Source organism: Streptomyces sp. NPDC093018 (assembly GCF_040684035.1).
GTDB lineage: Bacteria > Actinomycetota > Actinomycetes > Streptomycetales > Streptomycetaceae > Streptomyces > Streptomyces murinus.
This window is the reverse complement of the sequence record NZ_JBFBFF010000008.1, coordinates 14,979-41,222: the sequence shown is the minus strand read 5'-3', so window position 1 is coordinate 41,222 and position 26,244 is coordinate 14,979. Positions and strand designations below refer to the sequence as shown.

Sequence of the window (26,244 nt, the reverse complement as noted above, 5' to 3'; positions counted from 1 at the left end):
AGCCTTGGGGGCGCCGACCTACCGAGGATTGAGTCTTGACTGACCAGCTGCGACTGATGGCCGTTCACGCGCACCCCGACGACGAGTCGAGCAAGGGCGCGGCCACCATGGCGAAGTACGTGTCCGAGGGGGTGGACGTGCTGGTGGTGACCTGCACCGGCGGTGAACGCGGCTCCATCCTCAACCCCAAGCTCCAGGGCGACCCCTACATCGAGGCGAACATCCACGAGGTGCGCCGCAAGGAGATGGACGAGGCCCGCGAGATCCTGGGCGTCAAGCAGGAGTGGCTGGGCTTCGTGGACTCCGGGCTGCCCGAGGGCGACCCGCTGCCGCCGCTGCCCGAGGGCTGCTTCGCCCTGGAGGACGTCGACAAGGCGGCCGGCGAGCTGGTGCGCCAGATCCGCTCCTTCCGCCCGCAGGTGATCACCACCTACGACGAGAACGGCGGCTACCCGCACCCCGACCACATCATGACCCACAAGATCTCCATGGTGGCGTTCGAAGGTGCGGCGGACACCGAGAAGTACCCCGAGGACGAGTTCGGGCCGGCCCACCGGCCGCAGAAGCTCTACTACAACCAGGGCTTCAACCGCCCCCGCACCGAGGCCCTGCACCGGGCGATGCTCGACCGCGGCCTGGAGTCGCCGTACGGGGAGTGGCTCAAGCGCTGGAAGGAGATCGAGCGGGTCGAGCGCACCCTGACCACGCATGTTCCCTGCGCAGACTTCTTCGAGATCCGCGACAAGGCGCTGATCGCGCACGCCACGCAGATCGATCCGGACGGCGGTTGGTTCCGCGTGCCGATGGACCTCCAGCGGGAGGTCTGGCCGACGGAGGAGTACGAGCTGGCGAAGTCGCTCGTGGACACCTCCCTCCCCGAGGACGACCTCTTCGCGGGCATCCGGGACAATGCCTGACATGAGCGCAAGCGTGAGCCTGGCAGCGACGGACCTCGTCTCCCTCGCCGATCTCGACCAGAACAAGGTCACCCCCGGTGTCCTCGGCTTCATCGTGTTCGCGGTGATGGCGGTGGCGGTGTGGGGCCTCATGAAGTCGATGAGCAAGCACATGCGGAAGGTCGACTTCAAGGAGCCCGCCGACCCCGGCACGGACAGCCACCCGGCCGACACCCCGGCCCAGCGCAGCTGAACCCGGGCTGACCTGGTCTTCGGCCCCGGGCCCCGGCCCTCGGCCGATGGACCCGGGCCCCCGCCTCCGTGGAACCCCGGCCGCCCAGTACTCGGTCCGGGGGAGGTCGGCCACCGAGTGGCCCGTCCGGGGGAGGGCGGCCACCGAGTGGCCCGTCCGGGGGAGGGCGGCTGCCGAGTGCCCCATCCGCGGGGCTTCGGCTTCCGAGGGGTTGGCCGGTGGGGCTTCGGCTTCCGAGGGGTCGGCCGGTGGGACTTCGGCCTCTGAGGGATCGGCCCGTGGGACTTCGGCCCCCGAGAGCCTGGTCTGTCGGACCCCGGCCCTTGGACCCCCGGCCCTTGGGACACCGGTCCGTGGGACCTCGGCCCGTGGGACTTCGGTCCTCGGGGCTCCCGTTTTCGGGGCTTCGGTGGGCGGAGCCCCTCAGGGCCCTGGAAGTCGGTCGGCCGTAAGCCGTCGCCCCCGTCACCTCACGGGCGCGGCGGTCCGTAGTCATGCGCAGCTGCCACGCTCCTGCTGCCGGGCCCCTGCCGACCGGTCCCTGGACGTGCGCCCCGCTTGAGTGGCGGGCGGGCGCGGGGGCCGGCTGGTGGGTTCCGCGTATCCGGATCGTGGTGAGCGGGGCGCGGGGTGCGGTGCGGGGGTGCCAGGGCGGGTTCCTCTTGAGAGGCGGCTTGAGGGGCGGCTTCGGTTGCTGGCCCGTGCCGCATGCCGCCGTGCTGCGTGCCGCCGTACCGCCGTACGGTCTGCCGCCCATCGAGGCGTGCGGGCGTGCGGGCGTGCGGCGGGTGCGCGGGCTCGGCAGGTGCACAGCCGCTGCCCGGACGAGCGCCGCCTGCGCCATGGCACGCATGGCCACCCCCGCCCGCGGTCCGGCCGCCTATGACGGCACCCGCGTCCTTCCCCGGCCCTTCCCCACCGCCAGGTACACGCACGCCCCCGCTAACGCGGCCTCCGCGACCGCGCAGCCCACCGCCTGGAGCAGGGCTGTGCCCGAGCCCGCGGTGGTTATGTCGAACCAGGCGTCGAGGACGGCCGTGGACGCCGTGGCGGAGGCGGTGAGCCGGGCCCGGGGGTCGGCGCGGAGGCCGAGGAGGGCCGTGGCCGCGCAGCCCGCCGCCATCAGGACGTCGAGGCCTATCCAGGCCAGCGGCCAGTGATCCACCGTGGTGCGGCCGGGCAGTGTCATCGCGAGCACCGCCATCCACGGCACCAGCAGGACCGCCGCCGCGGCCAGCCCGATGAGCGTCCACTTCTTCCTCCCCGTCATGCCCCGCCCCCCTCTCGGCCCCTCCCAGGGCCGCAGTCGTCCTTGATCCGGCTCCACCACAGTAGACCGCAGAGAAAATTCTGCAAAGAGAATTCGGCAATCTTCGGCAAAGCTCAGGGACGTCTCAGGGTTCTCGGGGTTACGGTTTCCGCATGACCGACGGCATGCCCGAGATGACCAGCCTGGAGCGCACCGCGCTCTATAAATCCCTGGGCAACCCCCTGCGCCGCCGGATCCTGGAGTACCTCGGCCGGCACGGCGAGGCGAACTCCACGGTGCTGGCCCGCGAACTCGGCGAGAGCTCCGGCACCACCAGCTACCACCTGCGCAAACTCGCCGAGCAGCGGCTCATCGAGGAGATACCGGAGAAGTCCGGCGGCCGCGAGCGCTGGTGGCGGACGCTGCCCTTCCGGCACACCACGCCGGACCCGGCCACGATGACGCAGGACGAGTACGCGGCCGCCGCCCAACTCGCCCACCTCAAGATCGAGTTCGACACCGCGCTCTACCACCGCGCCCACCAGGAGTACCGCGGCCCCGAAGGCTGGGCCCAGGTCCAACGCAGCGGCACCTGGATGACGCGCGAGGAACTGCTCGCCTTCATGCGCGACTATCGCGCGCTGCTCGACCGCTACGGCCACTCCCGCGAGGAGGCCCCGGAGGGCGCGCGCCCGATGCTCATGCGCTACTACGCGGTTCCGGAACCCGCGGAAGCCTTTGACGACGAATCGGCCGGCCGGCGGCCTTCGCGGCCGGACCGCACCTCGGAAGACAGCCCCCGACCGGCCAGAACCCGGCCGGCGAACCGCTGAAGCCGGTCCGGCGTTGATCGATCGCTCGACCACGATGCGGCAATCGAGTTCACCGTCCGGCCGTCAGCCGATCGCATCAGGCCGGGCAGGGGTGCCGGGGTGCCGTGCTCGCACCGAGCCGAGCCGAGCCGGTCTCGGTCCGTACCGCGGTCTTCGAGTGGACCGGAATCCGGTACGGCATGCGGCGGCCGCCCGACCCCGCCGGGCTCACCCAGCCCCACCCAGCCCCACCCAGCCCCACCCGGCCCCACCCGGCCCCACCCGGCCCGGCCCGGAGCGCGCGGAATGGCCCAGGCCGGACGAGGTGTCTGGCCTGGGCCTTGCGGGCGGGTGCCGGTCAGGACAGGTAGCCCCGTTGCAGGGCCAGCGCGACGAGCTGGGTGCGATTGGTGGTGCCCGTCTTGTCGCGCAGGCGGCGCAGATGGGTGTCGACGGTGTGGCGGCTGATGCCCAGTTGGCGGCCGATGTTCCAGTTGGTCTCGCCTCCCACCAGAAGGGTGAGGACCTGCTTCTCACGGGGGGTCAGTGCGGGCGTGGAAACGATGGTTTCGAGCATGTTCCAGCTCCTGATCTCTCTTCGGATGAGGATCAGCCTCGCCCAGCCCCGGTGCGACCGCGACGGGCCGCACGCCTCACCAACGTGCCTGACAGTAAGGCGACACGTGGGCAAAGTGGGGGTATCAGGGGGCAAGCGGATAAAAGGGATCGGATTCCTGATGCTCACCACCGCGGCCCGTGCGGCCGAGCCGGTCCCGTATCACCGCCCGCCGCCCGCCGCCCGCCGCTCCCCGCCGACTCCGCCCTCGGCCTTGTCCCCCGGGAGGGGGAAGACCGGCCAGTCCTGCTCCAGGCGCCGCATTCCGGGGGACCCGCCATGCATCTGTGTCGGTTGTCCGGATTGCCGCCCCTTCATTTTGCGGTCACGCACCATGGTGAGGGGCCAATTCGCAGCGGATCGTGCCGGATTGGGCCATGGTTGGCCGTGCACCGACAGCCCCGGTGCACACCTGCAGACCGCGCAGATCGCGCCACCACTTCGTAGGGGACCCATGCTGAAGCGCCTTGCCGTGACCGTCCTCGTCGCCGCGGCCACTCTGACCGTCCAGCCGCTCGCCCAGGCCTCGGCTGCGGGCACCGGTGCCACTGTCGAGTGCTCGCCGGGCGGCGGTCCGGTGCTCCTGTCCGTCCATCTGTCGGACGCCGACGACTTGGTGTCCACCCCGGTCACGAACGGTGTGGGCGACGGTCATGCCGGTCTCTGCGGCGACACCTCCTGGGGCGGCTGATCCACCGCTCGGAGCGGGGCGGCGACGAAGCGCGCGCCCGGCTGCGACACAGGTGCCGTACCCCGGCGCCCGCCGTCCGGTGAATCACCGGATGAACGGGCGCCGACTGCTGTCCGCCGTCGATACGTCCGCCTCCGGTCCGGGGCGGCGGACCCGCCCACCGGGCGAGGCCGGCGGCCGACCGGGCCGGTCCTCAGCTCGGAGCGGAACGGTGAGTATCAGATGCCCCGTTCGGGCCGGAGCGGAACGGTGAGTGCCAGGTGCCCCGTTCGGGCCGGAGCGCGCCCGGCGCCCGGCCGAGGTGGGCGGAGAGAAGAACGTCGGCTCCTGCGGCCGGAGCGAGCCGGGGTTGTTCACCCACGGCGCCGCGCATCGCGTGCCGGGGCCCGCGCCGCGACCGTCGTACGAACGCGGGCCGCGCACCGCACCCCCGCACGCGCTCACGCCGCGGCGGTCACGCGAACTCGCTCCCTCGTTCCCAGGTCCCCGGTGCCTCGACCGGACTACGGCGCGACCGCGCGTCCGGGCCGAGCAGCCCGAGAGCGGCCGCCTGGCAACCGGCCTGGAAACGGCTGGCCGCTCCCAACTCCTCCATGATGTCGGCGATATGGCGCCGGGCCGTACGCAGTGACATGCCCAGTCTGCGGGCTATGGCCTCGTCCTTGTGGCCCGCCGCGAGCAGCCGCACGATCGTCGTGTGGATCTCCCGGGAGACTTCCTCCAGCCCCTGGGTGGCCGCGTCCGCGAACGGGGTGGCCCGGTCCCAGGTCTGCTCGAAGATCTCGCACAGATAGCTGACCGTGGACGGCTCGCGGATCACGATGGCCCCCCAACTGCCGTCCTGGACAGGGATGAAGGCAAGCTCCCGGTCGAAGACGATCAGCCTCCCGAACAGCTCGTGCGCGGTGCGGTACTGACCGCCCAGCGCCGAGGCCGCGGTGACGTACACCTGGCTCGGTCCGTTGAACCGGGCGGTGTGGTGATAGAGCGTGCGGAGCTGGATCCCGCGCTCCAGCATGGCCTTGTCCCGGGTCAGCGCCTCCTGCATCGCCTCCGGCACCCGCGACCCACCGCCGGGCTGACTGCTGAGCACCTCCCGGCGGCAGCGGTCCGAGGCGTGGTTGAGCATGCCGCGCACGTCCTCCACGTTCTCCAGCAGCTCCATCGCGGCGGTCGGCGAGTGGCTGCGGTGGTAGGTGGCAGAGAAACGATCCAGCTCACGGCGGATCTCGGCGAGCCGGCCCTGCCGCTCGCGGATCTCGGCCTCCACCGGAGCGGCGAGCTGCGCGGTCGCGGTCTCGGGCGCCACCGCGAAGACCACCCCGGGGTCGTCGGGGACCACATGCAGCAGCCGGGCCGCCAGCAGCCGCTCCACACTGCGCGCGGCCTGCTGCTCGTCCGTCCCCGTGGCGGCGGCGATCGCGGCCGTGTCGGCCCTGCGGTGTTCGAGCACCCAGCTGTAGACGGCCGTGTCGTCGTCGACCAGCCCGCGCACCGCCTCGAATCCCCCGCCGTTCCGCGGAACTTCCACGCTGCCCTCCTCGTGCCGACCCAGACCCCTGGACCGCTGTTTCTCGCAGGGCAGGCTACTTGACGATCTTCCTGACCAGCCGCCGTACGGGAGGCCTCGCGGCCCCGGGCGGTGGGGAGCGCGTTCGCGGTACCGCACATGCTCTCCCGAAATAACGGGGCTGTTCCTGGATTCGAGTGCGGGCGAAGCTAGTTGATGTCAGAAGCGGTCGACGCGGAAATGCGAAGACCGCGACCCCGATATCCGGAAAAGGAGAATTTCCATGGGCGAGATCACCAACAACGAGCTGCTGCGCGTCGACGCGATCGTCGAGTCCCTTGAGGGCCTGGACGCCACGGAGTACGGCACCGAGGCCCTCTCGGCCCCGCAGGCCGCGTCCTCCGACGTTCCGAACTGGATGTAATCAGCGCCGAAGGGGGCGTGGGAGCGGCATGGCTGCTCCCACGCCCCCTCGGGGTTTTCAGGACATTCACCAAACAGTGAGATGGGAGGTGCGAAGAGTGTCAGCCACACTGAAGGACCATCCGGTGGTGGCGCGGTTCGCTGAAACACGCAGCGCTGCGGCGGACCGCTACGGCCGTAATTCACAGGCCGTCGTCTTCCTGCTCTATGAAGAGCTTCTTTCGATGTTGACGCTGCTCGCCGCGGAACAGTCGTCGACCCCGGTGCGGACGAGGGTCGAAGAACTGGTCTCCGACATCCAGCACCGTTTCGACACGGGAGGTGTCGCGGCGCCGGCCCGCAAGGTCCAGCGGACGGTGTCGACGAACCCGACCGTCATCGAGTTCGACCGGCCGGCCTTCGAGAAGTACTACCGACGTTCCCTGGAAGCCATGGACCGGCGTGCCGTACGGATGGCCGACCGCGGACAGGTGTTGGCCGCACTCCGACTCGGCGCGTCGTATTTGTACGTCGTGGACGAGGACGGCGAGCTGTGGATCTGGCCGCAGCCCTACCGGCTCGTGGACGTCATGTTCGGCTGGGCGCAGGGGCGCTCGACCGAGGCGACCCGTGTCGTTCATCCCATGCTCGTCCCGGACCGCCTCCGGGCCATGGCGGCCGGGGAACTGGTGGTCGTCGGATCGCCGGAACGCCTCTTCGCCGTCGCCAACCTCAAATCCGGTCACTTCCGGCCGTCGGCGGAATGCGCGTCCGGAATACGACAGGCGGTCGAACGGGCCATCGACTCCCAAGATCCCGCCGACATCGTGGTGTTCACCATGCCGGCGCCGAACGAACCCGCGGAGGGAGTGTGAATCCCGTGACGGAGCAGTCAGCGGCCGCCGCCCCCGCGGCCGTCCTGGACGAGAACATCCACATAGGCATCGAACATGAATGCAAATGGGCTCTTCGGAAGGAAGACGCCGAAGATCCGGGCGCCTTCGCGGACGCCGTGCTCTTCGGCGATCTGCTCACCCCGATGGCCGCCCCCCGGGACTACCTGCAGTCCTCGCTCTACCTGGACGACGCCGAAGGGTCTTTCGCCCGGGCCGGGCACTCCTTGAGCGTCGTCGTCAACAGCGGTGCCCCCGGCGGCACCTGTGTGATCGTGTTCAAGCAGGCGGTGCACCGGCGCGGGTGGCGCGACGGGCTCGAACTGCGCCAGAAGGTCCCCTACCGGGGGGTCGGCGCCAGGATTTTGGACCCGGGGACCGTGCCGATCGCCTACGCCAGGAGTCTGCGCCTGCTCACCGGTGAACTGGGGGCGGCCGGCGTGGCCGTACAGCGGCGCTACAAGTGCTTCGGCCGTACCGCCGACGGCACAGAGATCGTGTGCAACCTCGACTACGTCGACTTCGGCGACCCGGCCGCTCCCCGGGACCCCTCCCGGCACTACCGATGCCTGGAGATCGAGGTCAACTCCCCCTTCCCGACGGCGCTCGCCGATCTGGACCGGCTCGCCGGGCAGCTGGACGAGCGGCTGGGCACGGCCCGCGACCGGACCAGCAAGTCGCAGCTGGCGCGGGCTGTCGACCACGGCGGGAGCATCGGTGCGTAAGTCGTCCGCGGAGCGGCTGGGCCGAGACTTCACGGTGATCTTGACGGGCCGTTCCCTGTCGGGGCTAGGAGGCTACCTCCAGTATTTGGCGGTCCCTCTGTGGATCCGCCAGACCACCGATTCCACCACGGCCGGTCTGCTGGCCTTCGCCATGCTGTTCCTGACCCAGATCTTCTTCACCCCCATCGCCGGGGTGATCGCCGACCGGTTCGATCAGCGCCGTGTCGTCATCGCCGCCGACCTCGGCGGCTTCCTGGTGGCCTCCTCCTTGGCCCTGACCGCCGGTGCCGGCCACGTCGGCTGGGTCTACCCGCTCCTCATCGCCCAGAACATCCTGTCGGCGCTGGCCCTGCCGGCCTTCATGAGCCTGCTCCCCGACGTGGTGCCCGCCGGCCGCCTGCTGGCGGCCAATTCCCTCATCAACGCCTCGGGCAACGGGGCGGTGCTGATCGGCCCGCTGCTGGGCACGGCTCTCCTGGCACACACCTCGATCGCCGTGGTCGTCTGGCTGAACGCCGCGACCTTCCTGGTGGCCGCCGTGTGCATGCTGCCTCGTGGAAGCAGCCGACCCCCCGCCCGCGCCACCACGGCGCCCGGGGGAGGGCGGACGAATCTGCGGCAGGGCGTATCAGCCGTATGGGCCGACCCGGTGCTGCGGTGGACCATGGTCGCGGAGGCGCCCTGGTACCTCTGCTTCGGCGCGGCGACAGAGCTGGTCCTGCTCCATTTCGGAGCGAGCCACGCGACACAGGCACCGGGCCTGTTCGGGCTGGGCGCCGGGGCCGGCTGCCTCGCGACGACCCTGCTCCTCGCCCGAGTACGCCGCGATCTGTCCGCCGCGTCGCTGTTCTGGACGGCCGTACTGGTCACCGCGCCCGTGGCCGTCGCCGCCACCTGGTGCGCCGGCACCGAGGGCACCACCCTCTTCGTCGTCCTCACCGGTGTGCTGCTGGGCGTCCACGGCTACCTGACCACCATCGGCCCGGCGATGCAGTGCCAACAACGGGCGGAACCCGGTTTCCGCGGCCGGGTCACCGCCGTACGCCGTACCTGGAAGGCGATCTGGCAACTCGCCGGCACCGCCGCCGCGGGCCTGTTGGCGCAATGGGTCGCGCCGCTGACCATCGTGGCCGTCGGCGGCGTGCTGGCGACCGTCACCGCTGCCCCATGGGCCTGGCAGGCCCTGCGCGCCGGTGGACCGACGCGCTCACCGGGACCCGTCACCGCACCACTGGAGTCGGCCGGGGGGTCCGTCCGATGACGCCGCCTCGCCCCGGCGGAGCCTGCATCGTCGACCTGCCCGCCGGATACCAGGACGATGCCCCACGGCACGCGGGATTCGGCGCGCTGCTCGCCGCCGTTCTCAGCGACCCGCGCTGCGGTGGCGCGGCGACGCGGGCCGCCACCGCCGGTTGGCTCACCCGGCATCAACTGGGCGCGCGTAGCTCGTCGTTCGCCTACTGGTCAGCCGCCCCGGCCGACCTCATGACCGTCCTCGACGAGCTGCGGAACACCCGCCTGCCGTCCGGGCCCGCGGGGGAAGCGGTGCTCGACGGCCTCAGAGCACGCCTGATCGCCGCGATCGAGGGCCGCGGCGCGGCTCCGCTGACCCTGCTCGGCCAACTGCTGGACCGCGCCGCCCGGCAGACGCCCGATGCCGACCCACGCGGCACCGCCGGGACACTCGCCGCCGTCTCCGCCGCCGACCTGAACCACGCCATCGAGACGCTCCTGCCCCGGGCGCGCGTCCACCGCGACCACCCGCCGACACCGGCCCGGCTCGGTGCGCCGCCCGAACAGCCGACTCCCCGCCACCGCGCCGGGGCCGGGACCACCGCGGACCCCACCCCTGACGCGGGTTGGCGCGGAGCCCTCGAGATCGCGACACATCCCGGATGCGACGCCCGTGTCGCTCTCCGCCTCCCGATCCGTCCGCCGGGACCCGATCTGCTTCCGCTCACGGTCGAACGGCTCGGCAACGGCCCCAACGGGCTCCTCCACCACGCCCTGCGCCACCGCCACCACCTGGCATACGGATTCACCGCCGCCTACTGGCACGAGCCCGGATCGTCCTCGATCGGGGCCACCGCCACCGTGGCCCCGCAACACGCCGCGGCGGCCCTGCGCGTCCTGGACCACACCGTGCGCCAACTGGCCCGCGGCGCCGATCCGCACGAGACGGACCTCGCGCGCAGGCGATGCCGTGCCGAGAACCTCGCGGCACTCGACGGGCCGTTCGGCGTGGCCGACGAGCTCCGGCGCCAGGACCTGGGCGAGCGGACGATCCGGCAACGCCTCACCGCGATGGCGGAGATCACCGAGCTCCCCGGCCTGACCTTCCTGCCCCGACCACCCGCCGCGGCCGCGCTCGGCCCCTTCACCCAAGAGCACCGGCGCCAACTCGCCGACGTGTACCAGGAGATCCAGTGACACCCTCCGAAGCGGCCGACGGAACGGTCCGCCGGTTCAGTGTCGGAAACCTCCAGGTGGACCTGGAAACGCTGCCTTGGGCGCACTCCTTCGGCGCCGCCCTGGTGGTCGGCTGCGGGTCCCGCGACGACCCCGAGGGCCTTGCGGGAACGGCCCACATGGCCGAGCACCTCAACATCCTCACCGGCCCGCCCGCATGCGCTCCCGGGCTGCCCGTCCTCGCGGTGACCGAGATCGACCGCACCGTCTTCCGCACCACCGGCGACCCGGACGACAGCGCGGCATCGATACGGCACCTGACGGACATCGCCGCCGGACGCCGCGGGAGCGTCGCGCCCGAGGTGTTCGAAGGGGAAAGGCACGCGGTGCTCCTGGAGACCCGCCGCATGGATCACCAGCCCCTGCTGCGGCTCGGCCCGCTGATCGCCGCGGCGGCGGCGGACGAACCGGGCCTGGACTCCATCGCCCGCACCACGGCGGAGTCCCTCTCCGGCATCACACCGGCCGATGTCACCCGCCTCGTCCGGCACGGCTACCCGGAAGCCCGGTCCCAGCTCTTCGTCGCCGGTCCGCCCGCGCTCACCGGCGTCGTCGAAGACCTGCTCGCCCGGCACGAGCAATCCAGGGCCGCTACGGCACGGCCCGCGGGCTCCCCGGTCGCTACGGCGCAGCCCGCGGGCTTCTTGACCGCTACGCCACAGCCCGCCGGCTTCCCGGTCGCTACGCCACAGCCCGCCGGCTCCCCGGTCGCTACGGCACAGTCGGCGGGCTCCCCGAGCTTCGTGCCCGGTGGTCACCAGGCCCGACGCGCCACCGCGCCCGGTGGTCACCAGGCCCGACGCGTCACCGTGCCCGCGGTGCGCGGCCTCAGTGACCTGGTCGCCGTCACCCTCCTGCGTCCGCGTACGCCGAGCGCCGCACTCGATGCCCTCCTCGACGCGCGGGGCCCGATCGTCGGACTCGGCACCGGAAAGGGCCTGCGCCCGCTGGGGCGCACCACCATCGCGGGACGCAGCCAGCAGGTGGACGTCGTGGTGTGGCGTGCCGGAGACATCACCGCGCTGCTCGAACGCTCCCTCCCCTCCATCGTCGCCGACCGGCACCGGCTCACCGAGGGGCTCAGGGTCCGACTGGAGAACGCGGCCGCTCTCGCCGGGCGCCGCGACCGGGCGGGCGGGCCTTCCGCGCGCGTACGGGCCGCAGCCGATCACCACACCTTTCCCGGCCGGTTTCACGGAGCCCCGCGCGCGGCGCTCTGGAAGATCACCGAAGGCGTCCCCGACTGCCTCGGCGCATACCCGCTTCCCCCGTCCGAAGAGCTCGAACACCGCGTGCAGTGACGAGATCCCCATGCGGCGAGACAACAGGAGCACCTATGCCCAGTGAGAACCTGACCCGTGACGAGGCCCGTGAGCGGGCGCGGACGCTGGCCGTGGACGGCTACGACATCGCGCTCGACCTGCGGTCCGCGGTCCGGCCCGAGGCGGACACCTTCCGCTCCGTGACCACCGTCCGCTTCCGCTGCTCCGAACCGGGTGCCACCACCTTCGTGGACCTGCTCGCCCCCTCGGTTCAATCGGTGACGCTCAACGGGCGCCACCTGGACCCGAAGACGGTGTTCGACGGCTCGCGCATCGCGCTCGACGGGCTGGCCGAGGCCAATGTGCTGGTCGTCGACGCGAACTGCGCCTACGGCCGGGCGGGCGAGGGGATGCACCGCTTCACCGACCCCGAGGACGGCGAGGTCTACCTCTACACCCAGCATGAACCCGCCGCCGCCCGCCGGGTCTTCGCCGCCTTCGACCAGCCCGACCTCAAGGCCCCCTTCACGTTCTCGGTGACCGCCCCCGCGCACTGGACGGTGCTGAGCAACGAGCGCGAGGCCAAGTCCGAGTCCGAGTCGGAGCCGGAGTCCGAGTCGGAGTCCGAGTCCGGGGCCGGCCCGATGACGGCGTCGGACGGCGAGACCCGGACGTTCGCGCCGACGCGGCCGATCTCCACCTACCTGACCGCCGTGGCGGCCGGCCCGTATCACGTGGTGCGCGCCCCCTACACGCGCGAACTGCCCGACGGCACGGTGCTGGACATCCCGCTGGCCGCGCTGTGCCGGGCCTCGCTGGCCCGGCACTTCGACGCGGACGACATCCTCACCGTCACCAAGCAGGGCCTCGACTTCTTCCACGACCACTTCGCCCACCCGTACCCCTTCGGGAAGTACGACCAGGTGTTCGTGCCGGAGCACAGCGCGGGGGCGATGGAGAACCCGGGCTGCGTCACGCTCCGCGAGGAGTTCGTCTTCCGCTCGAAGGTCACCGAGGCGGCGTACGAGGGCCGGGCCAATGTGATCCTGCACGAGATGGCGCACATGTGGTTCGGCGACCTGGTCACCATGAACTGGTGGGACGACCTGTGGCTGAAGGAGTCCTTCGCCGACTTCATGGGCACGTTCGCGCAGGTGGGAGCGACCCGCTTCACCGACGCCTGGGTCACCTTCGCCAACCACCGCAAGGCATGGGCGTACCGCGCCGACCAGTTGCCCTCCACCCACCCGATCACCGCGGACATCCACGACCTCCAGGACGCCAAGCTCAACTTCGACGGCATCACCTACGCCAAGGGCGCCTCCGTCCTCAAACAGCTGGTGGCGTACGTCGGCCAGGACGCCTTCCTGGCGGGCGCGCGCCGCTACTTCACCGCACACGCCTACGGCAACGCCGGGCTCGCGGACCTGCTGTCGGCACTGGAGGAGGCCTCGGGCCGTGATCTGGCCGAGTGGTCGCGGGCCTGGCTTCGGACTGCCGGGGTCAACTCGCTGACACCGCAGGTGACCTGCGACGGCGAGAGCCGCGTCACCGAGCTGGCGATCCTCCAGGAGGCCGCCGGGTCCCACCCGGAGCTGCGCCCGCACCGGGTGGCGGTCGGGCTGTACCGGCGGACCGCGGGCGGTGCGCTGGAACGCTATGCGCGATCCGAGACCGATGTGACCGGCGCGCGCACGGTGGTCACCGAGCTGGCCGGGGCCGAGCGGCCCGAACTGGTCATCGTCAACGACGACGACCTCACCTACTGCAAGACCCGCTTCGACCCCGGCTCCCTCGCCACGCTGCTCAACCACCTGGGTGACATGGCCGACCCGCTGGCACGGGCGTCGGCATGGTCGGCGCTGTGGAACATGACGCGGGACGGGCTCATGCCCGCCCGCGACTACATCGAGCTGGTGCTGCGCTTCGCCGGGCGGGAGTCCGGCAGCGCCGTACTCCAGTCGCTGTACCTGAACGCGGACACGGCGCTGCGGCACTACGCCGCGCCGGAATGGCGTGAGGAGGGCGGGCGGGCACTGGCCGGGGCAGCGTTGCGCGAGCTGTGGGCGGCCGAGCCCGGCAGCGGGCGCCAGCTTCTGTGGGCGCGGTTCTTCGCGGCGACGGCCTCGTCGCCCGCCGATCTCCGACTGCTGCGGGGCTTGCTGACGGGCACGGCCGAGATCGAGGGCCTCAAGGTGGACCAGGAACTGCGCTGGGCGTTCCTGAAGCCGCTCGCGGCCGGGGGTGCCGCCGACGAGAGTGACATCGCGGCCGAGCTGGCCCGCGACGACACCGCCTCCGGCGAGCGGCACCAGGCGCACTGTCTGGCGGCCCGCCCGTCGGCAGCCGCCAAGGCACGGGCGTGGGCGGCGGTCATGGAGTCCGACACCCTGCCGAACGCGCTGGTCGCGGCGACGATCAGCGGCTTCGCGCAGCCGGGACAGCGGGAGCTGCTCGCGCCGTACACGGACGGCTACTTCGCGCTGCTGGAGCGGATCTGGACGGACCGCCCGATCAAGACCGGCATCGACATCGTCCGTGGACTCTTCCCCGCCTTCCAGGACCGCCAGGAGACCCTCGACGCCACCGACACATGGCTGGCGACCCATGCCGGTGCGGCGCCCGCACTGCGCCGCCTCGTCCTGGAGGCCCGCGACGACCTGGCCCGGGCCCTGCGCGCCCAGTCCCGCGACGCGACCGCCGCCGACCGGAAGGCCACCCCGGAACCCCCACCGTGGCCTGTGGCCTATACGCCGGCCGGTGCGAGATCATGAAACATGGCCCATCGGCTCGCCGACGCCGCGGCACCGTACCTCCGGCAGCACGCCGACAACCCGGTCGACTGGTGGCCCTGGACATCGGAGGCTTTCGGGGAGGCGCGGCGGCGTGGCATCCCGGTGCTGCTGGCGCCAGCGGACTCGCGAACCCAGTAGCTGGTGGTGCTCACACCTCTTTGATGATCACGCGCTTCCCGCAGAGCTTCAACCAGTCGTCACGGTCGGAGGTCAGAACGATCACGGGGGCCGGGACGCGGAGCGCGAGCGCGGCAACGAGGGCATCGATCGCGTACTTGTGCCCGTGCAGTCCGCCTGCGTCCTGAAGCAGCTCCACCGCGGTCAGGGAGTCCTCCTGGCTGACCGGTTCCACCCGCAGCCGGGAGAGCACCCACTTCAAGCGCGCCAGATCGGTCTTCCCGTGCACGGCTTCGACAATGGTCAGCGCAGACACGACGACGGGAACTCCGACTTGCCGGGACGCCTCGATGCGAGCCGCCATCCCGCGGTCGTTGCGCAAAAGCAGGGAGAGCGCCTCGGAATCGAGCACCAGTGAGCGGGCCGGCAGCTCCTTCACGCAGCGCCCCGTTCGACGCCGCTGGCGTTCACGTCTCCGAACAGCTCGCGACGAGCGGCCTCGACCTCCTGCTCCGTGAGTGCGCCGTGCTCTTCCTCGTGGGCTGCGACGATCTCGGCGAGCCCGTCCATGGCGAGCTGATGCCTGACGGCTTCGGTGATGTAGCTGGACAGCCCGCGGCGGCCGGTTCGGGAGCGGAGCTCACTGACCAGTTCGGTGGGCATGGACACGGAGATGTTCTCGGTGGTCCCGGCTCGGGTCGGCTTCATGGGTCCCAGTGTAATACAATGTCTATTACGCATGTAGTCCCTTCGCTGTCGTGGGTCATGTGGTGTCGGGGTGTGGCGTGCTGCTCCGTTGTCGGCAGCCGCGCTTCTCGCCTTGGCTCACTCCTCGTAGTCGATGGCATGCGAGCTGCGCACAGGTCGCCTTCTGGCGATCGTTGCGTCTTGGCAGGTCGAGCCGCAGGGCACCAATGTCGATCCGGAAGGGGTACGAATTCCGACCCCGGCATGCCTGAAGCCCCAGGCTGGATCCGGCCCAACCTGGGGCTTCGTTGTGCGGTTGCGACCGGTGGCGGGATCCGTTTGGGTTGCGCCGCTTCGGCCCCTTCCGTGCTTGGCTATCTCACGTGCGGGGCCTGGTAAATCGCTGGAAGAGCCTCATGTAGTCGGCCTGCTCCACTACTTGGACGCCGGAGCCGCTCCGTTCATACATGACGTTCTTGTAGAAGGACGGCTCGTGGGATGGGGTGATCTCGATGAGGATGACGGCCCTGCCGTGATAGTCGACAAGGCTGATCCCGGAGGCGACCCGCCTCCGTAGGTCGGTCGCCAGGTCGGATCCTGCCAGCTTGTCGGATACCCAGTCGAAATAGGCCTTGAGGCTCTCGCCTCGGACCTCTGCTTCTCGCCCTATGCCGACGATGTCGAAACGACTGCTGCGAGACTTGACTGGCTCGACGCCGTCCAGCTGGCGAATTCGCTGTACATCCTTCTCGCTATCGGCCACGCCGATGACGAGGTAGCCGGTTTTGTTGGGGCCCGTGTTGGGCAATGGCTGTGATGCTACGGAGGATTTTTTCCCAGGACCTCTCATCGAACTCCCACGTGGCGCCTAGGGTCAGCAGTCCTTGCTTCAGCTCAAAGAGTGACTGTTCTGTGACCGAATTCTGAAGGATTCTCTCCAGGTGAGACGCAAGACCAAACTGTGCGGCATCCTGACGGAATCCTGGATCCGATTCGAAAGCGGAGCGGATCGCTCCCTTCACCACGTCGATATTTTTCCGTTTGTCCTGCGCCGTCCAGTCGCCGCCGCCTCCTGGAATGTTCAGAGGGCCGCGAGAGGTTCCAATGTCATGGAGCTTGAGTGCAGCCTCCGGTCGCGAGGAAATGCGCATGCCGTCCCTGATGATCAGTTCCCAGAAGGCCAGGAAAACCGCTTGAAAGTAGCGCGGGTAGCGCCCCCCAGGGCTCCTGCCGACGACATGCTTCACGAATTTGTCACCTGCGATGTTCAACACGGCACGAAGCTCCTCGTACACAAGCGAGAAGTCGTCTCGTACCTTGGATTCCCCGTAGATCTCGATCCGTTCGGACAGTCGCCTCTCAAGTGCGGCTGGTGCGGTGTCGTTGGTATCGACAGACCCGTACGCAGAGTCCCGCGTGTCAGTACCCGACGAGACGAGGGGGTCGATGAGGCAGTCCACTAGAATATGACGTCTACGCCGTACGCCAGGCGACGATTGTTGATGCTGAGGTTTGGCATCCCGCTCAGTGGGACGATGTCGCTGTTGCTCGAATCTCCCCTGATCTCGCTGGCTATGACGCGTACCAGTTGCGCAATTTTCGCTGTGGATCCGACTTGGCGGAGATCCTGCCCAGAGAGTCGTCGGCCGCCTGAGTTGATGCGACGAAATACCTTGTCTACCTGTTCCGGATTTGAGGCCTTGAAGACAGACATCGGCAAAAGATAGTTGGCTATCTTGCGGGACTGGTCGCGGGGCAGGATCGGCTCCTGCTGCACAAACTTGCCGTCGTCGAGCTGGCTCTTGGTGTCGGCAAGTGCCTGCAGGTCAAAATACTGTCCGTTGATGTCGAATTCATTCTCGATGAATGAGAAGATGGCGTTGAGTCGCTGCATGCCGTCGATCAGCTCGTAGCTAGTGCCCCCTTCGCCTGATATCTCCGCGACCAGGATCAGTGGAATGGGCAGGTCACTCAATATCGAGTCGATGAGGTCGGATTTCTCCTCGACAGTCCAGACGAGCTTCCGTTGGTACCGTCGATTCAGGTAGAGCCTACAAGTTTGATGATCGCACTGTCGTAGATCTTTCAAGCGTTGTGAGCAGAACTTCATCGGCGCAATAGTCGCCGTGCCGGGGGGGCTTGAGTGGATCTTGTGACCGTCTAGCGTTCAGATTGTTCAAGGACTCGGGCGCTCCCGGGAACCGTCCGAGGCTGTCGATCTGCACGCGGCCGACTGCCACGCGTATGTGTGACCACGTTGCTCCGCCTCGAATCGCCCCTGGTGATGGACCCGCTGTCGGCATCCTTCGCAGTGGGGGATTGTTGCGCCCGCGCTGCGCCGGCTCGTCCTGGAGGCCTGTGACGACCTGGCCCGGGCCCTGCGCGCCCAGTCCTGCGACAGGACCGCCGCCGGCCAGAAGGAGGCGGCGGAACGCCCACCGTGGCCTGTGGCCGATACGCCGGCCGGTGCGAGATCATGAAACATGGCCAACCGACTTGCCAACGCCGCGTCACCGTACCTCCAGCAACACGCCGACAACCCGGTCGACTGGTGGCCCTGGACGCCAGAGGCCTTCGAGGAGGCGCGGCGGCGTGACGTTCCCGTTCTGCTGTCGGTCGGCTACTCCGCCTGCCACTGGTGCCACGTCATGGCCCACGAATCCTTCGAGGACCAGGACACCGCCGACTACCTCAACGCGCACTTCGTCAGCGTCAAGGTCGACCGGGAGGAGCGGCCGGACGTCGATGCCGTGTACATGGAGGCGGTGCAGGCGGCCACCGGGCAGGGTGGGTGGCCGATGACCGTGTTTCTGACGCCGGACGCGGAGCCGTTCTACTTCGGCACCTACTTCCCGCCCGCGCCCCGGCACGGGATGCCGTCCTTCCGGCAGGTGCTGGAGGGGGTCCGGCAGGCGTGGAGCACCCGGCGGGACGAGGTCGGGGAGGTCGCCGGGAAGATCGTGCGGGATCTGGCGCAGCGGGAGATCAGCCACCAGGGGACCCGGCCGCCCGGTGAGCAGGAGCTCGCCCAGGCGCTGCTCGGGTTGACCCGGGAGTACGACGCGCAGCGCGGCGGATTCGGTGGCGCGCCCAAGTTCCCGCCGTCCATGGCGCTGGAGTTCCTGCTGCGCCATCACGCGCGCACCGGCGCCGAGGGCGCGCTCCAGATGGCCCGGGACACCTGTGAGCGGATGGCCCGCGGCGGGCTCTACGACCAGCTCGGCGGCGGGTTCGCCCGGTACTCCGTCGACCGCGACTGGATCGTGCCGCACTTCGAGAAGATGCTCTACGACAACGCCCTGCTGTGCCGTGTGTACGCGCATCTGTGGCGGGCCACCGGCTCCGGACTCGCCCGGCGGGTCGCCCTGGAGACCGCCGACTTCATGGTCCGCGAACTGCGGACGAACGAAGGGGGGTTCGCCTCCGCCCTGGACGCCGACAGCGACGACGGGAGCGGACGGCATGTCGAGGGGGCGTACTACGTCTGGACGCCCGAACAGCTGACCGGCGTACTCGGCGAGGCCGACGCCCGGCTCGCCGCGCAGTTCTTCGGCGTCACGGAGGAGGGCACCTTCGAGCACGGGCAGTCCGTCCTGCAACTCCCGCAGGACGAGGGTGTGTTCGACGCGGAGAAGATCGCCTCCGTCAAGCGCCGGCTGCTCGACGCCCGCGCGCTGCGGCCCGCGCCCGGCCGGGACGACAAGGTCGTCGCCGCCTGGAACGGGCTCGCGATCGCCGCCCTCGCCGAGACCGGCGCCTACTTCGACCGCCCCGATCTGATCGAGGCCGCCCTCGGCGCCGCCGACCTGCTCGTGCGGGTGCATCTCGACGAGCACGCCCGGCTCGCCCGCACCAGCAAGGACGGCCGGGTCGGCGCCAACTCCGGTGTGCTGGAGGACTACGCGGATGTCGCCGAGGGCTTCCTCGCGCTCGCCTCCGTGACCGGCGAGGGCGTCTGGCTGGACTTCGCCGGACTGCTCGTCGACCACGTGCTCGCCCGCTTCACCGATCCCGAGACCGGTGCGCTCTACGACACCGCCGCCGACGCCGAACAGCTCATCCGCCGCCCCCAGGACCCCACCGACAACGCCACCCCCTCCGGCTGGTCGGCCGCCGCGGGCGCGCTGCTCGGCTATGCCGCGCAGACCGGCTCCGAGGCCCATCGGACCGCCGCCGAGCGGGCGTTGGGCGTCGTACAGGCTCTGGGTCCGCGGGTGCCCCGGTTCATCGGCTGGGGGCTCGCCGTCGCGGAGGCGCTGCTCGACGGGCCCCGGGAGATCGCGGTCGTCGGTCCGTCCCTCACCGATCCGGCGACAACGGCTCTGCACCGTACGGCACTTCTGGGCAGCGCCCCGGGCGCGGTCGTCGCCGTCGGCACCCCGGGCAGCGAGGAGTTCCCGCTGCTCGCCGACCGCCCGCTCGTCTCCGGTCGGGCGGCCGCCTATGTCTGCCGCGGCTTCACCTGCGACGCCCCGACCACCGACCCGGACCGGCTCCGCACCGCCCTCGAAAGCCCCTGAGCCGAGGAGAGGGGCCGGAAGGCGTCACGCGCCGCTGAGGATCATCGCCCCCAGCACGAGCTGCGCGCCCCACTGCACGCACACGGCCCAGGCCCGGGAGTACGTCCCCCGGCCCCTGGGCCAGGCCAGTGCCGCGACGCCCGCGACGAGGGCCAGCCAGAAGGCGGCGTAGAGCGCCGAACCGGGGATGGTCGAGCACCCCTCGCCGTACATCAGGCACTGGGTGCCGCGTTCGCCGGAGAGGACGACCGCCCAGGACAGGACGACGATCGGCAGCAGCAGGGCCAGTCCGGCGATCGCCCAGCCGCTGATGAGGCGGTCCTTCTGCCGTGGGGTGAGGGCCGCCACCGGCTGCTCGGTCGTGGTGTTCATGCGCCCATCCCACCGCGCGCCCCCGGCCCGGGGGAGCGGCCCGGCTACTCAACCGCCCTGAGTACTGCCCTGGGTACGCATGCTCAACGCCCGCTCCACGACCGCCTCCAGCTGGTCGTGATGCGCGCCCTTCCAGTACGCGCGCCCGCAGGACGCGCACTGCGCGAAGACGTCGTACGACCGCTCGGTGCCGCCCTTGAGCTGATCGGCGACCTCCTCCTTGGTGGCGGTCCGCAGCTGCCCGTTGCAGGCCGTGCAGCGGGTCCAGGGACGCAGTTCGGGGGCGAACCGGCCGAGCACGTCCTGGAGTTGTTCTTCCGGCTGGGTGCTGTAGATGTACGCGCCGGCCCACAGCTCGCGGCGGCGCAGCAGCCCCCGGTCGCGGCTGAGCATCACCCGCCGCTCGGCCGCCGAGCGCGCGGCCAGCGCCGGGTCGCCGATGTCGAGGGACTCGTACGCCGCGTCGACGCCGAGCAGCCGCAGCCGGCGGGCCAGGGTGCCGAGGTGGACGTCGAGGAGGAAGCGCAGCGGGGCGCCGGGCACCCGCTGGGGGCGCGTCACCGCCCGGACCCGTACGCTCTCGCCCGCGCGCGGGATGTGCGAGACCGGCACCTCGCGGCCGTCCACGAGCAGCGCGCCGACCTCGGTCAGCGGCACGCCGAGGGACTCGATGACATGGCCGAGCGTCGAGACGCCGTCGGTGCCGAGCGCGGTGGCGCCCGCGCGCCGGGCCGACGGGACGAACAGGTGCAGCTCGGGGGCGACTTCGACGCGGATCTCGGTTCCGTTCACCCCGTCAGCATGGCACGCCGGGAGCGCGCGGTCTCAGTGGTTTTCGGCGCCCGGCAGACCGTGCTCCAGGACGTCCAGACTGCGGTCGATCAGGTCCCGCAGATCCTCCTGGTGGCCGTGCTCGGCCCAGTACATGGTGGTCTCCATCAGGCCGCCGATCAGCGACATCGCGTAGACCCGCACCTCCAGGTCGCCGGGGTCGCGGCCGGTGCGCTCGGCGACGGCCCGGCACAGCATGTGCCCGGTCACCGACATGCTCTCCATCATCCGCGAGCGCACCGCCGGGACCTGGACCATCAGCCGGGTGCGCAGCCGGGAGACCGCCGGGTCCTCCTCCATCCCCACCTGGACGGCGCGCCGCAGCACGTACCGGATGGTGTCGGCCCAGGGCTCCTCGGCGGGCCGCCGCCTGATCTCCTCCAGCATGACCGCGTCGAACTCGTCGGTGAGGACGATGTCCTCCTTGGTGGGGAAGTACCGGAAGACCGTCGACGGCGACACCTCCGCCCGGTCGGCGATCTGGTCGATCGTCGTGACGTCGTACCCCTGCTCCTCGATCAGGGCGTATGTCGCCCCGCGGATCGCCTCCCGGGTCTTGATCTTCTTGCGCTCCCGCAGGCCGAGGCGGGGGCCTTCGGGGCGGGCGCGGTCGGCGGAGGTGCTGGTGGGGCGTGCGGCCGTCATGCCGGTCATTGTCCGGCATCGGCGGCCGGGGCGGCCATGGCCGAGCCCTCCTCGGGTGCGTCCGCGCGCCGTACGACCGGGGTGTCCGGCAGCAGCGGGGCCGCGAGCAGGGCCGCCGCCAGGGACGCGATGCCGCACACCAGCGGCACCAGGCTCATGCCGTGCGTGAGGGCGGCGTCCGCGGAGTCCGCGAGGTGCGGCGCGTGGGTGCGTACGGCGACCCCATGGGCGGCGACGACCGACTCCCGCGCGGTGTGCGCGGCCGGGGAGGGCAGCCCGGCGACATCGAGCCGGTCCCGGAAGGCGCTCGCGAGCAGGCTGCCCAGCAGGGCGATGCCGATGGCGCCGCCGACCTGCCGCAGGGTCATCAGCAGCCCGGAACCCGAGCCCGCCCGGTCGGCGGGCAGCGCCCCGAGCGCCCCGTCCGTCGCCGGTACGACCGCGAAGCCGAAGCCGAGCCCGGTCAGCGACAGCCACAGCGCGGTGAAGGCGTAACCGGAGTCCGCCGTCGTAAGGGTCCCCGGCAGGGCGGCGAAGGCCGGCACCACCGGGCCCGCGCTGACCACCGCGCGCGCCCCGAACCGGACCACGGCCGCCTGGGGGCCCCTGGCCGCGACCATCAGCCCGAGGGACAGCGGCAGCAGCCGGACCCCGGTGGCGAAGGCGTCATGCCCGAGGACCGCCTGGAGGCAGGTCGGCACCGTGAACATCAGCCCGGACAGCACGAACATCACCAGGGCCGCGGCGACCGTGTTGAGCAGGAAGCCGCGCCGGGCGAGCAGGGACATGTCGAGCATCGGGCGGGGCGAGCGGCGTTCGCGCAGGACCAGACCGAGCGGCAGGGCGGCGGCGGCCGTGAACATCGCGAGCACCAGCGGGTCGGCCCAGCCGCGGTCGGGGGCCTCGATGACGGCGCAGATCAGGGCGCCGAGGCCGGCGGCGGTGAGCGCGGTGGAGAGCGGGTCGACCTTCGGACCGGAGGAGTCGCTGGTGTCGGGGAGCAGCAGGAGGCAGACGCCGATGCCGAGCGCGGCCATCGGGACGTTGATCAGGAAGACCGAGCTCCACCAGAAGCGGTCGAGCAGCCGGCCGCCGACCAGCGGGCCGAGCGGCATCCCGAGCGCGGAGGCGGCGGAGATCATGCCGACCGCCTTGCCGCGCTCGTCCGGGCCGAACAGCGCCGGGAGCACGGCCGGCGACAGCGGCATGATCAGCGCCGCGCCGACGCCCGTCACCGCGCCGACGCCCATCACCGCGCCGACGCCCGTCACCGCGCGGGCGGCGATCACCGCGCCCACGTCCCCGGCCAGGGCGCCGAGCACCGAACCGGCCAGGAAGACGCCGAGCCCGGCGATCAGCATCCGGCGCCGCCCGAACCGGTCGCCGAGCAGGCCCGCCGGGAGCATCAGCGCGGCGAAGACGACGACATACGCGTCCGCCATCCTCCCCCAGAGCTAAACGCCTGGGGGGCACCCCCAGCTGCTGCCCGGTCGTCGCGCCGAGCCGTCCCGCCATGGCATGAAAAATGGCCACGGCTCGGATGAGCCGTGGCCTGAGGGGCGGGCGGGGGCTACGCGTGCTGGTACGCCACCAGCGAGATCCCCACGTAGTGCACGACGAACGCCGCGAGCGTGAAGGAGTGGAAGACCTCGTGGAAGCCGAACCAGCGCGGTGACGGGTTCGGCCGCTTGAAGCCGTAGACGACACCGCCCGCGCTGTAGAGCAGCCCGCCGACGATCACCAGGACCAGGACGGCGATGCCGCCGGTGCGCAGGAAGTCGGGCAGGAAGAAGACGGCTGCCCAGCCCATCGCGATGTAGCAGGGCGTGTAGAGCCAGCGCGGGGCGCCGACCCAGAAGACACGGAAGACGATCCCGGCCGCCGCCGCGGCCCAGATGCCCCACAGCAGCCACTGACCCTTGGCGCCGGGCAGCAGCAGCATCGTGAGCGGGGTGTAAGTGCCCGCGATGATCAGGAAGATGTTGGCGTGGTCGAGCCGGCGCAGCAGGCCGCCCATCCGGGGGCCCCAGTTGCCCCGGTGGTACAGCGCGCTGACGCCGAACAGCAGGCAGGCCGTGAGGACATAGATCCCGCAGGCGATGCGGCCTCTGGTCGAGTCGGCGAGGGCGGTGAGCACAAGTCCCGCGATGAGTACGGCCGGGAACATGCCGAGGTGCAGCCAGCCGCGCAGCCTCGGCTTGATCGGGTGCGGCAGGGAGAGCGCCAGGGGACCGCGGCCGCCGGCCGGCGTGTCATCGGGCGCGTCGGGGACGGACGCAGTCATGCGCCGCATGGTACCTACGCCTCCGTAAATCGGATGTGAGGGGCATGCCTTGGTCGGGTGGGCGCAAAAAGACGTTCAGCTGAAATCAAGACAGACGCAAAGAAAACGCAAACGCCGCAGGAAGCGTGGCTCAGCTCACTTCGCTCACCTGTGAGACCCCCTGGACAGATGGGCGGACCAGGCGGATGATCAAATGAGTGCAGTCGGCACCGGATGAGCGACAGCGAAGCGTCCGGGTCGCAGCCCCCACGGGGCGAACAAGGACAAAATCCCTCACTTAGGAGCAACCGTGGCGCGCGACAACTCGGCTACCAGCGTTCCCACCCGCCACCAGGAACTGATCTCGTGGGTCAACGAGATCGCCGAACTGACGCAGCCGGACAACGTGGTCTGGTGTGACGGATCCGAGGCCGAGTACGAGCGCCTGTGCGAGGAGCTCGTGGCGAAGGGCACCTTCAAGAAACTCGACCCGATCAAGCGCCCCCACTCCTACCTCGCCGCCTCCGACCCGAGCGACGTGGCGCGCGTCGAGGACCGCACCTTCATCTGCTCCGAGAAGGAGGAGGACGCGGGCCCGACCAACAACTGGAAGGCCCCCGCCGAGATGCGGGAGATCTTCGCCGGCGACAAGGGCCTGTTCCGCGGCTCCATGCGCGGCCGCACCCTGTACGTCGTCCCCTTCTGCATGGGCCCGCTCGGCTCCCCGCTGTCCGCGCTCGGCGTCGAGATCACCGACTCCGCCTATGTCGCCGTCTCCATGCGCACCATGACGCGCATGGGCCAGGCCGTCCTGGACGAGCTGGGCGAGGACGGCTTCTTCGTCAAGGCCGTCCACTCCGTGGGCGCCCCGCTGGAGGCCGGCCAGGCGGACGTGCCGTGGCCGTGCAGCCAGACCAAGTTCATCTCCCACTTCCCCGAGGCGCGCGAGATCTGGTCGTACGGCTCGGGCTACGGCGGCAACGCCCTGCTCGGCAAGAAGTGCTACGCGCTGCGCATCGCCTCCGTCATGGCCCGTGACGAGGGCTGGCTCGCCGAGCACATGCTGATCCTCAAGCTCACCCCGCCGCAGGGCGAGGCCAAGTACGTGGCCGCCGCCTTCCCGAGCGCCTGCGGCAAGACCAACCTCGCCATGCTGGAGCCCACCGTCTCCGGCTGGACCGTGGAGACCATCGGCGACGACATCGCCTGGATGCGCTTCGGCGCGGACGGCCGCCTGTACGCGATCAACCCCGAGGCGGGCTTCTTCGGCGTCGCGCCCGGCACCGGCGAGCACACCAACGCCAACGCCATGAAGACCCTGTGGGGCAACTCGGTCTTCACCAATGTGGCGCTCACCGACGACGGCGACGTCTGGTGGGAGGGCATGACCCAGGAGACCCCGGCCCACCTCACGGACTGGAAGGGCAACGACTGGACGCCGGACAGCGACACCCCGGCCGCCCACCCCAACGCCCGCTTCACCGTGCCCGCTTCGCAGTGCCCGATCATCGCGCCCGAGTGGGAGGACCCCAAGGGCGTGCCGATCTCCGCGATCCTCTTCGGCGGCCGCCGCGCCAGCGCGGTGCCGCTGGTGACCGAGTCCTTCGACTGGGACCACGGCGTCTTCCTCGGCGCCAACGTGGCCTCCGAGAAGACCGCCGCGGCCGAGGGCAAGGTCGGCGAGCTGCGCCGCGACCCGTTCGCCATGCTGCCGTTCTGCGGCTACAACATGGGCGACTACATGGCGCACTGGATCAACATGGCCAAGGACAAGGACCAGTCCAAGCTGCCGAAGATCTACTACGTCAACTGGTTCCGCAAGAACGACGAGGGCAAGTTTGTCTGGCCCGGCTTCGGCGAGAACTCCCGCGTCCTGAAGTGGATCGTGGAGCGCCTGGACGGCAGGGCCGCGGGCGTCGAGACCCCGATCGGCGTGCTGCCCACCAAGGACGCGCTGGACACCGACGGCCTCGAACTGTCCGACTCCGACCTGGACTTCCTGCTCACGGTCGACAAGGAGGTCTGGCGCGAGGAGGCCGCGCTGGTGCCCGGTCACCTCGACACCTTCGGCGAGCACACCCCGAAGGAGCTGTGGGACCAGTACCGCGCGCTCGTCGAGCGCCTGGGCTGACACCGAAGAAGCTCCGCGGCCGGTCCGACTAGCCCTGACCAGCAATAGTCGTCACGAAGGCCGGCCGCGGAAACCCGCAGAGGGCCCCGCACAATGGCGTGCGGG

Annotated in this window: 25 protein-coding genes and 2 pseudogenes; 14 read left to right on the top strand and 13 right to left on the bottom strand. The window is 70.6% G+C overall.

Features of this window, described 5'->3' with window-relative positions:
* The first annotated feature begins 35 nt into the window (after nucleotides 1-35).
* Together mca and AB0N90_RS19415 are read left to right on the top strand one after the other, a co-directional pair.
* Nucleotides 36-917: a mycothiol conjugate amidase Mca gene (mca, locus tag AB0N90_RS19420; RefSeq protein ID WP_361676127.1), complete on the top strand. Its 882-nt coding sequence runs from the start codon at nucleotides 36-38 to the stop codon at nucleotides 915-917.
* The gene (locus AB0N90_RS19415) at nucleotides 910-1,149 is read left to right on the top strand and encodes a hypothetical protein (protein WP_327231187.1); all 240 of its coding nucleotides are present in this window, start codon (nucleotides 910-912) and stop codon (nucleotides 1,147-1,149) included. The genes mca and AB0N90_RS19415 overlap by 8 nt, the downstream gene beginning before the upstream one ends.
* An 880-nt stretch (nucleotides 1,150-2,029) precedes the next feature.
* On the opposite strand, the gene AB0N90_RS19410 is transcribed toward AB0N90_RS19415, so the two are convergent.
* Nucleotides 2,030-2,419 carry a hypothetical protein gene (locus AB0N90_RS19410; protein WP_365198142.1) on the bottom strand — a complete coding sequence of 130 codons (390 nt, stop codon included), beginning with the start codon at nucleotides 2,417-2,419 and terminating at the stop codon, nucleotides 2,030-2,032.
* Between the two features lie 152 nt (nucleotides 2,420-2,571).
* Here AB0N90_RS19410 and AB0N90_RS19405 point away from each other — a divergent pair, with 152 nt between their 5' ends.
* On the top strand, nucleotides 2,572-3,231 hold the full coding sequence (locus tag AB0N90_RS19405; protein ID WP_365198140.1) for a helix-turn-helix domain-containing protein: 660 nt from the start codon (nucleotides 2,572-2,574) through the stop codon (nucleotides 3,229-3,231).
* 337 nt (nucleotides 3,232-3,568) lie between these two features.
* On the opposite strand, the gene AB0N90_RS19400 is transcribed toward AB0N90_RS19405, so the two are convergent.
* Nucleotides 3,569-3,787, bottom strand: a complete 219-nt coding sequence (locus AB0N90_RS19400; RefSeq protein WP_086805871.1) for a helix-turn-helix transcriptional regulator — start codon at nucleotides 3,785-3,787, stop codon at nucleotides 3,569-3,571.
* 493 nt (nucleotides 3,788-4,280) lie between these two features.
* On the opposite strand from AB0N90_RS19400, the gene AB0N90_RS19395 reads away from it, so the two are divergent.
* Nucleotides 4,281-4,517 (top strand): hypothetical protein, encoded by a 237-nt coding sequence (locus AB0N90_RS19395; RefSeq protein ID WP_365198137.1) that lies wholly within the window; start codon nucleotides 4,281-4,283, stop codon nucleotides 4,515-4,517.
* A 454-nt stretch (nucleotides 4,518-4,971) separates the two neighbouring features.
* Here AB0N90_RS19395 and AB0N90_RS19390 read toward each other — a convergent pair whose 3' ends face one another.
* Nucleotides 4,972-6,048 carry a helix-turn-helix transcriptional regulator gene (locus tag AB0N90_RS19390; protein ID WP_365198134.1) on the bottom strand — a complete coding sequence of 359 codons (1,077 nt, stop codon included), beginning with the start codon at nucleotides 6,046-6,048 and terminating at the stop codon, nucleotides 4,972-4,974.
* Nucleotides 6,049-6,310: 262 nt separating this feature from the next.
* Between AB0N90_RS19390 and AB0N90_RS19385 the strand changes: the two genes are divergently transcribed.
* The 8 genes and pseudogenes from AB0N90_RS19385 to AB0N90_RS19350 form a co-directional block, all read left to right on the top strand.
* A complete protein-coding gene (locus tag AB0N90_RS19385; RefSeq protein WP_158101304.1) occupies nucleotides 6,311-6,451 on the top strand; it encodes a hypothetical protein in 141 nt (46 codons plus the stop codon).
* A gap of 97 nt (nucleotides 6,452-6,548) precedes the next feature.
* A complete protein-coding gene (locus AB0N90_RS19380; RefSeq protein ID WP_365198131.1) occupies nucleotides 6,549-7,304 on the top strand; it encodes a hypothetical protein in 756 nt (251 codons plus the stop codon).
* 5 nt (nucleotides 7,305-7,309) lie between these two features.
* Nucleotides 7,310-8,047: a hypothetical protein gene (locus AB0N90_RS19375; RefSeq protein WP_361676106.1), complete on the top strand. Its 738-nt coding sequence runs from the start codon at nucleotides 7,310-7,312 to the stop codon at nucleotides 8,045-8,047.
* The gene (locus AB0N90_RS19370; RefSeq protein WP_365198128.1) at nucleotides 8,040-9,308 is read left to right on the top strand and encodes an MFS transporter; all 1,269 of its coding nucleotides are present in this window, start codon (nucleotides 8,040-8,042) and stop codon (nucleotides 9,306-9,308) included. The genes AB0N90_RS19375 and AB0N90_RS19370 overlap by 8 nt, the downstream gene beginning before the upstream one ends.
* Complete coding sequence (locus tag AB0N90_RS19365) at nucleotides 9,305-10,477, top strand: insulinase family protein (protein WP_365198126.1); 1,173 nt, start codon at nucleotides 9,305-9,307, stop codon at nucleotides 10,475-10,477. The genes AB0N90_RS19370 and AB0N90_RS19365 overlap by 4 nt, the downstream gene beginning before the upstream one ends.
* On the top strand, nucleotides 10,474-11,817 hold the full coding sequence (locus tag AB0N90_RS19360; protein WP_365198123.1) for an insulinase family protein: 1,344 nt from the start codon (nucleotides 10,474-10,476) through the stop codon (nucleotides 11,815-11,817). Before AB0N90_RS19365 ends, AB0N90_RS19360 begins: the two co-directional genes overlap by 4 nt.
* Nucleotides 11,818-11,852: 35 nt before the next feature.
* Nucleotides 11,853-14,552: an aminopeptidase N gene (pepN, locus tag AB0N90_RS19355; RefSeq protein ID WP_365198120.1), complete on the top strand. Its 2,700-nt coding sequence runs from the start codon at nucleotides 11,853-11,855 to the stop codon at nucleotides 14,550-14,552.
* Between the two features lie 3 nt (nucleotides 14,553-14,555).
* Nucleotides 14,556-14,687: pseudogene (locus AB0N90_RS19350) on the top strand (DUF255 domain-containing protein); the annotation flags it as partial.
* A gap of 34 nt (nucleotides 14,688-14,721) precedes the next feature.
* Here AB0N90_RS19350 and AB0N90_RS19345 read toward each other — a convergent pair.
* From AB0N90_RS19345 to AB0N90_RS19325, 5 genes are all read right to left on the bottom strand, one after another.
* Nucleotides 14,722-15,129 carry a PIN domain-containing protein gene (locus AB0N90_RS19345; RefSeq protein WP_365198118.1) on the bottom strand — a complete coding sequence of 136 codons (408 nt, stop codon included), beginning with the start codon at nucleotides 15,127-15,129 and terminating at the stop codon, nucleotides 14,722-14,724.
* Nucleotides 15,126-15,398, bottom strand: a complete 273-nt coding sequence (locus tag AB0N90_RS19340; RefSeq protein WP_086807534.1) for a hypothetical protein — start codon at nucleotides 15,396-15,398, stop codon at nucleotides 15,126-15,128. The genes AB0N90_RS19345 and AB0N90_RS19340 overlap by 4 nt, the downstream gene beginning before the upstream one ends.
* Before the next feature lie 358 nt (nucleotides 15,399-15,756).
* Nucleotides 15,757-16,140, bottom strand: a complete 384-nt coding sequence (locus AB0N90_RS19335) for a hypothetical protein (RefSeq protein WP_365198115.1) — start codon at nucleotides 16,138-16,140, stop codon at nucleotides 15,757-15,759.
* Nucleotides 16,130-16,651: a hypothetical protein gene (locus tag AB0N90_RS19330; protein ID WP_365198114.1), complete on the bottom strand. Its 522-nt coding sequence runs from the start codon at nucleotides 16,649-16,651 to the stop codon at nucleotides 16,130-16,132. Before AB0N90_RS19330 ends, AB0N90_RS19335 begins: the two co-directional genes overlap by 11 nt.
* 185 nt (nucleotides 16,652-16,836) lie before the next feature.
* Nucleotides 16,837-17,487, bottom strand: coding sequence for a DUF262 domain-containing protein (locus tag AB0N90_RS19325; protein WP_365198112.1), 651 nt, complete (start codon nucleotides 17,485-17,487; stop codon nucleotides 16,837-16,839).
* A 373-nt stretch (nucleotides 17,488-17,860) separates the two neighbouring features.
* Here AB0N90_RS19325 and AB0N90_RS19320 point away from each other — a divergent pair, with 373 nt between their 5' ends.
* Nucleotides 17,861-19,897 carry a thioredoxin domain-containing protein gene (locus tag AB0N90_RS19320; RefSeq protein ID WP_365198110.1) on the top strand — a complete coding sequence of 679 codons (2,037 nt, stop codon included), beginning with the start codon at nucleotides 17,861-17,863 and terminating at the stop codon, nucleotides 19,895-19,897.
* 24 nt (nucleotides 19,898-19,921) lie between these two features.
* Here the strand turns inward: AB0N90_RS19320 and AB0N90_RS19315 are convergent, their stop codons facing one another.
* The 5 genes and pseudogenes from AB0N90_RS19315 to AB0N90_RS19295 form a co-directional block, all read right to left on the bottom strand.
* Nucleotides 19,922-20,269, bottom strand: coding sequence for a hypothetical protein (locus AB0N90_RS19315; protein ID WP_365198108.1), 348 nt, complete (start codon nucleotides 20,267-20,269; stop codon nucleotides 19,922-19,924).
* A gap of 48 nt (nucleotides 20,270-20,317) precedes the next feature.
* Nucleotides 20,318-21,061 carry a Mut7-C RNAse domain-containing protein gene (locus tag AB0N90_RS19310; protein WP_365198105.1) on the bottom strand — a complete coding sequence of 248 codons (744 nt, stop codon included), beginning with the start codon at nucleotides 21,059-21,061 and terminating at the stop codon, nucleotides 20,318-20,320.
* A 33-nt stretch (nucleotides 21,062-21,094) separates the two neighbouring features.
* Nucleotides 21,095-21,745 carry a TetR family transcriptional regulator gene (locus AB0N90_RS19305; protein WP_365198103.1) on the bottom strand — a complete coding sequence of 217 codons (651 nt, stop codon included), beginning with the start codon at nucleotides 21,743-21,745 and terminating at the stop codon, nucleotides 21,095-21,097.
* 5 nt (nucleotides 21,746-21,750) lie between these two features.
* Nucleotides 21,751-23,260 (bottom strand): annotated as a pseudogene (locus AB0N90_RS19300) (MFS transporter).
* 55 nt (nucleotides 23,261-23,315) lie between these two features.
* Nucleotides 23,316-24,029 carry a hemolysin III family protein gene (locus tag AB0N90_RS19295; RefSeq protein ID WP_365198101.1) on the bottom strand — a complete coding sequence of 238 codons (714 nt, stop codon included), beginning with the start codon at nucleotides 24,027-24,029 and terminating at the stop codon, nucleotides 23,316-23,318.
* 289 nt (nucleotides 24,030-24,318) lie between these two features.
* Here AB0N90_RS19295 and AB0N90_RS19290 point away from each other — a divergent pair, with 289 nt between their 5' ends.
* Nucleotides 24,319-26,139, top strand: a complete 1,821-nt coding sequence (locus tag AB0N90_RS19290) for a phosphoenolpyruvate carboxykinase (GTP) (protein WP_365198098.1) — start codon at nucleotides 24,319-24,321, stop codon at nucleotides 26,137-26,139.
* Nucleotides 26,140-26,244: the final 105 nt, after the last annotated feature.

Coding starts and splice junctions, on each gene's coding strand:
- AB0N90_RS19340 (WP_086807534.1), bottom strand. CDS start 15,398: ATGAAGCCGACCCGAGCCGGGACCACCGAGAACATCTCCGTGTCCATG.
- AB0N90_RS19305 (WP_365198103.1), bottom strand. CDS start 21,745: ATGACGGCCGCACGCCCCACCAGCACCTCCGCCGACCGCGCCCGCCCC.
- AB0N90_RS19295 (WP_365198101.1), bottom strand. CDS start 24,029: ATGACTGCGTCCGTCCCCGACGCGCCCGATGACACGCCGGCCGGCGGC.
- AB0N90_RS19325 (WP_365198112.1), bottom strand. CDS start 17,487: ATGAAGTTCTGCTCACAACGCTTGAAAGATCTACGACAGTGCGATCAT.
- pepN (WP_365198120.1), top strand. CDS start 11,853: ATGCCCAGTGAGAACCTGACCCGTGACGAGGCCCGTGAGCGGGCGCGG.
- AB0N90_RS19395 (WP_365198137.1), top strand. CDS start 4,281: ATGCTGAAGCGCCTTGCCGTGACCGTCCTCGTCGCCGCGGCCACTCTG.
- AB0N90_RS19320 (WP_365198110.1), top strand. CDS start 17,861: ATGGCCAACCGACTTGCCAACGCCGCGTCACCGTACCTCCAGCAACAC.
- AB0N90_RS19385 (WP_158101304.1), top strand. CDS start 6,311: ATGGGCGAGATCACCAACAACGAGCTGCTGCGCGTCGACGCGATCGTC.
- AB0N90_RS19415 (WP_327231187.1), top strand. CDS start 910: ATGCCTGACATGAGCGCAAGCGTGAGCCTGGCAGCGACGGACCTCGTC.
- AB0N90_RS19400 (WP_086805871.1), bottom strand. CDS start 3,787: ATGCTCGAAACCATCGTTTCCACGCCCGCACTGACCCCCCGTGAGAAG.
- AB0N90_RS19410 (WP_365198142.1), bottom strand. CDS start 2,419: ATGACGGGGAGGAAGAAGTGGACGCTCATCGGGCTGGCCGCGGCGGCG.
- AB0N90_RS19405 (WP_365198140.1), top strand. CDS start 2,572: ATGACCGACGGCATGCCCGAGATGACCAGCCTGGAGCGCACCGCGCTC.
- AB0N90_RS19365 (WP_365198126.1), top strand. CDS start 9,305: ATGACGCCGCCTCGCCCCGGCGGAGCCTGCATCGTCGACCTGCCCGCC.
- AB0N90_RS19315 (WP_365198108.1), bottom strand. CDS start 20,269: ATGAACACCACGACCGAGCAGCCGGTGGCGGCCCTCACCCCACGGCAG.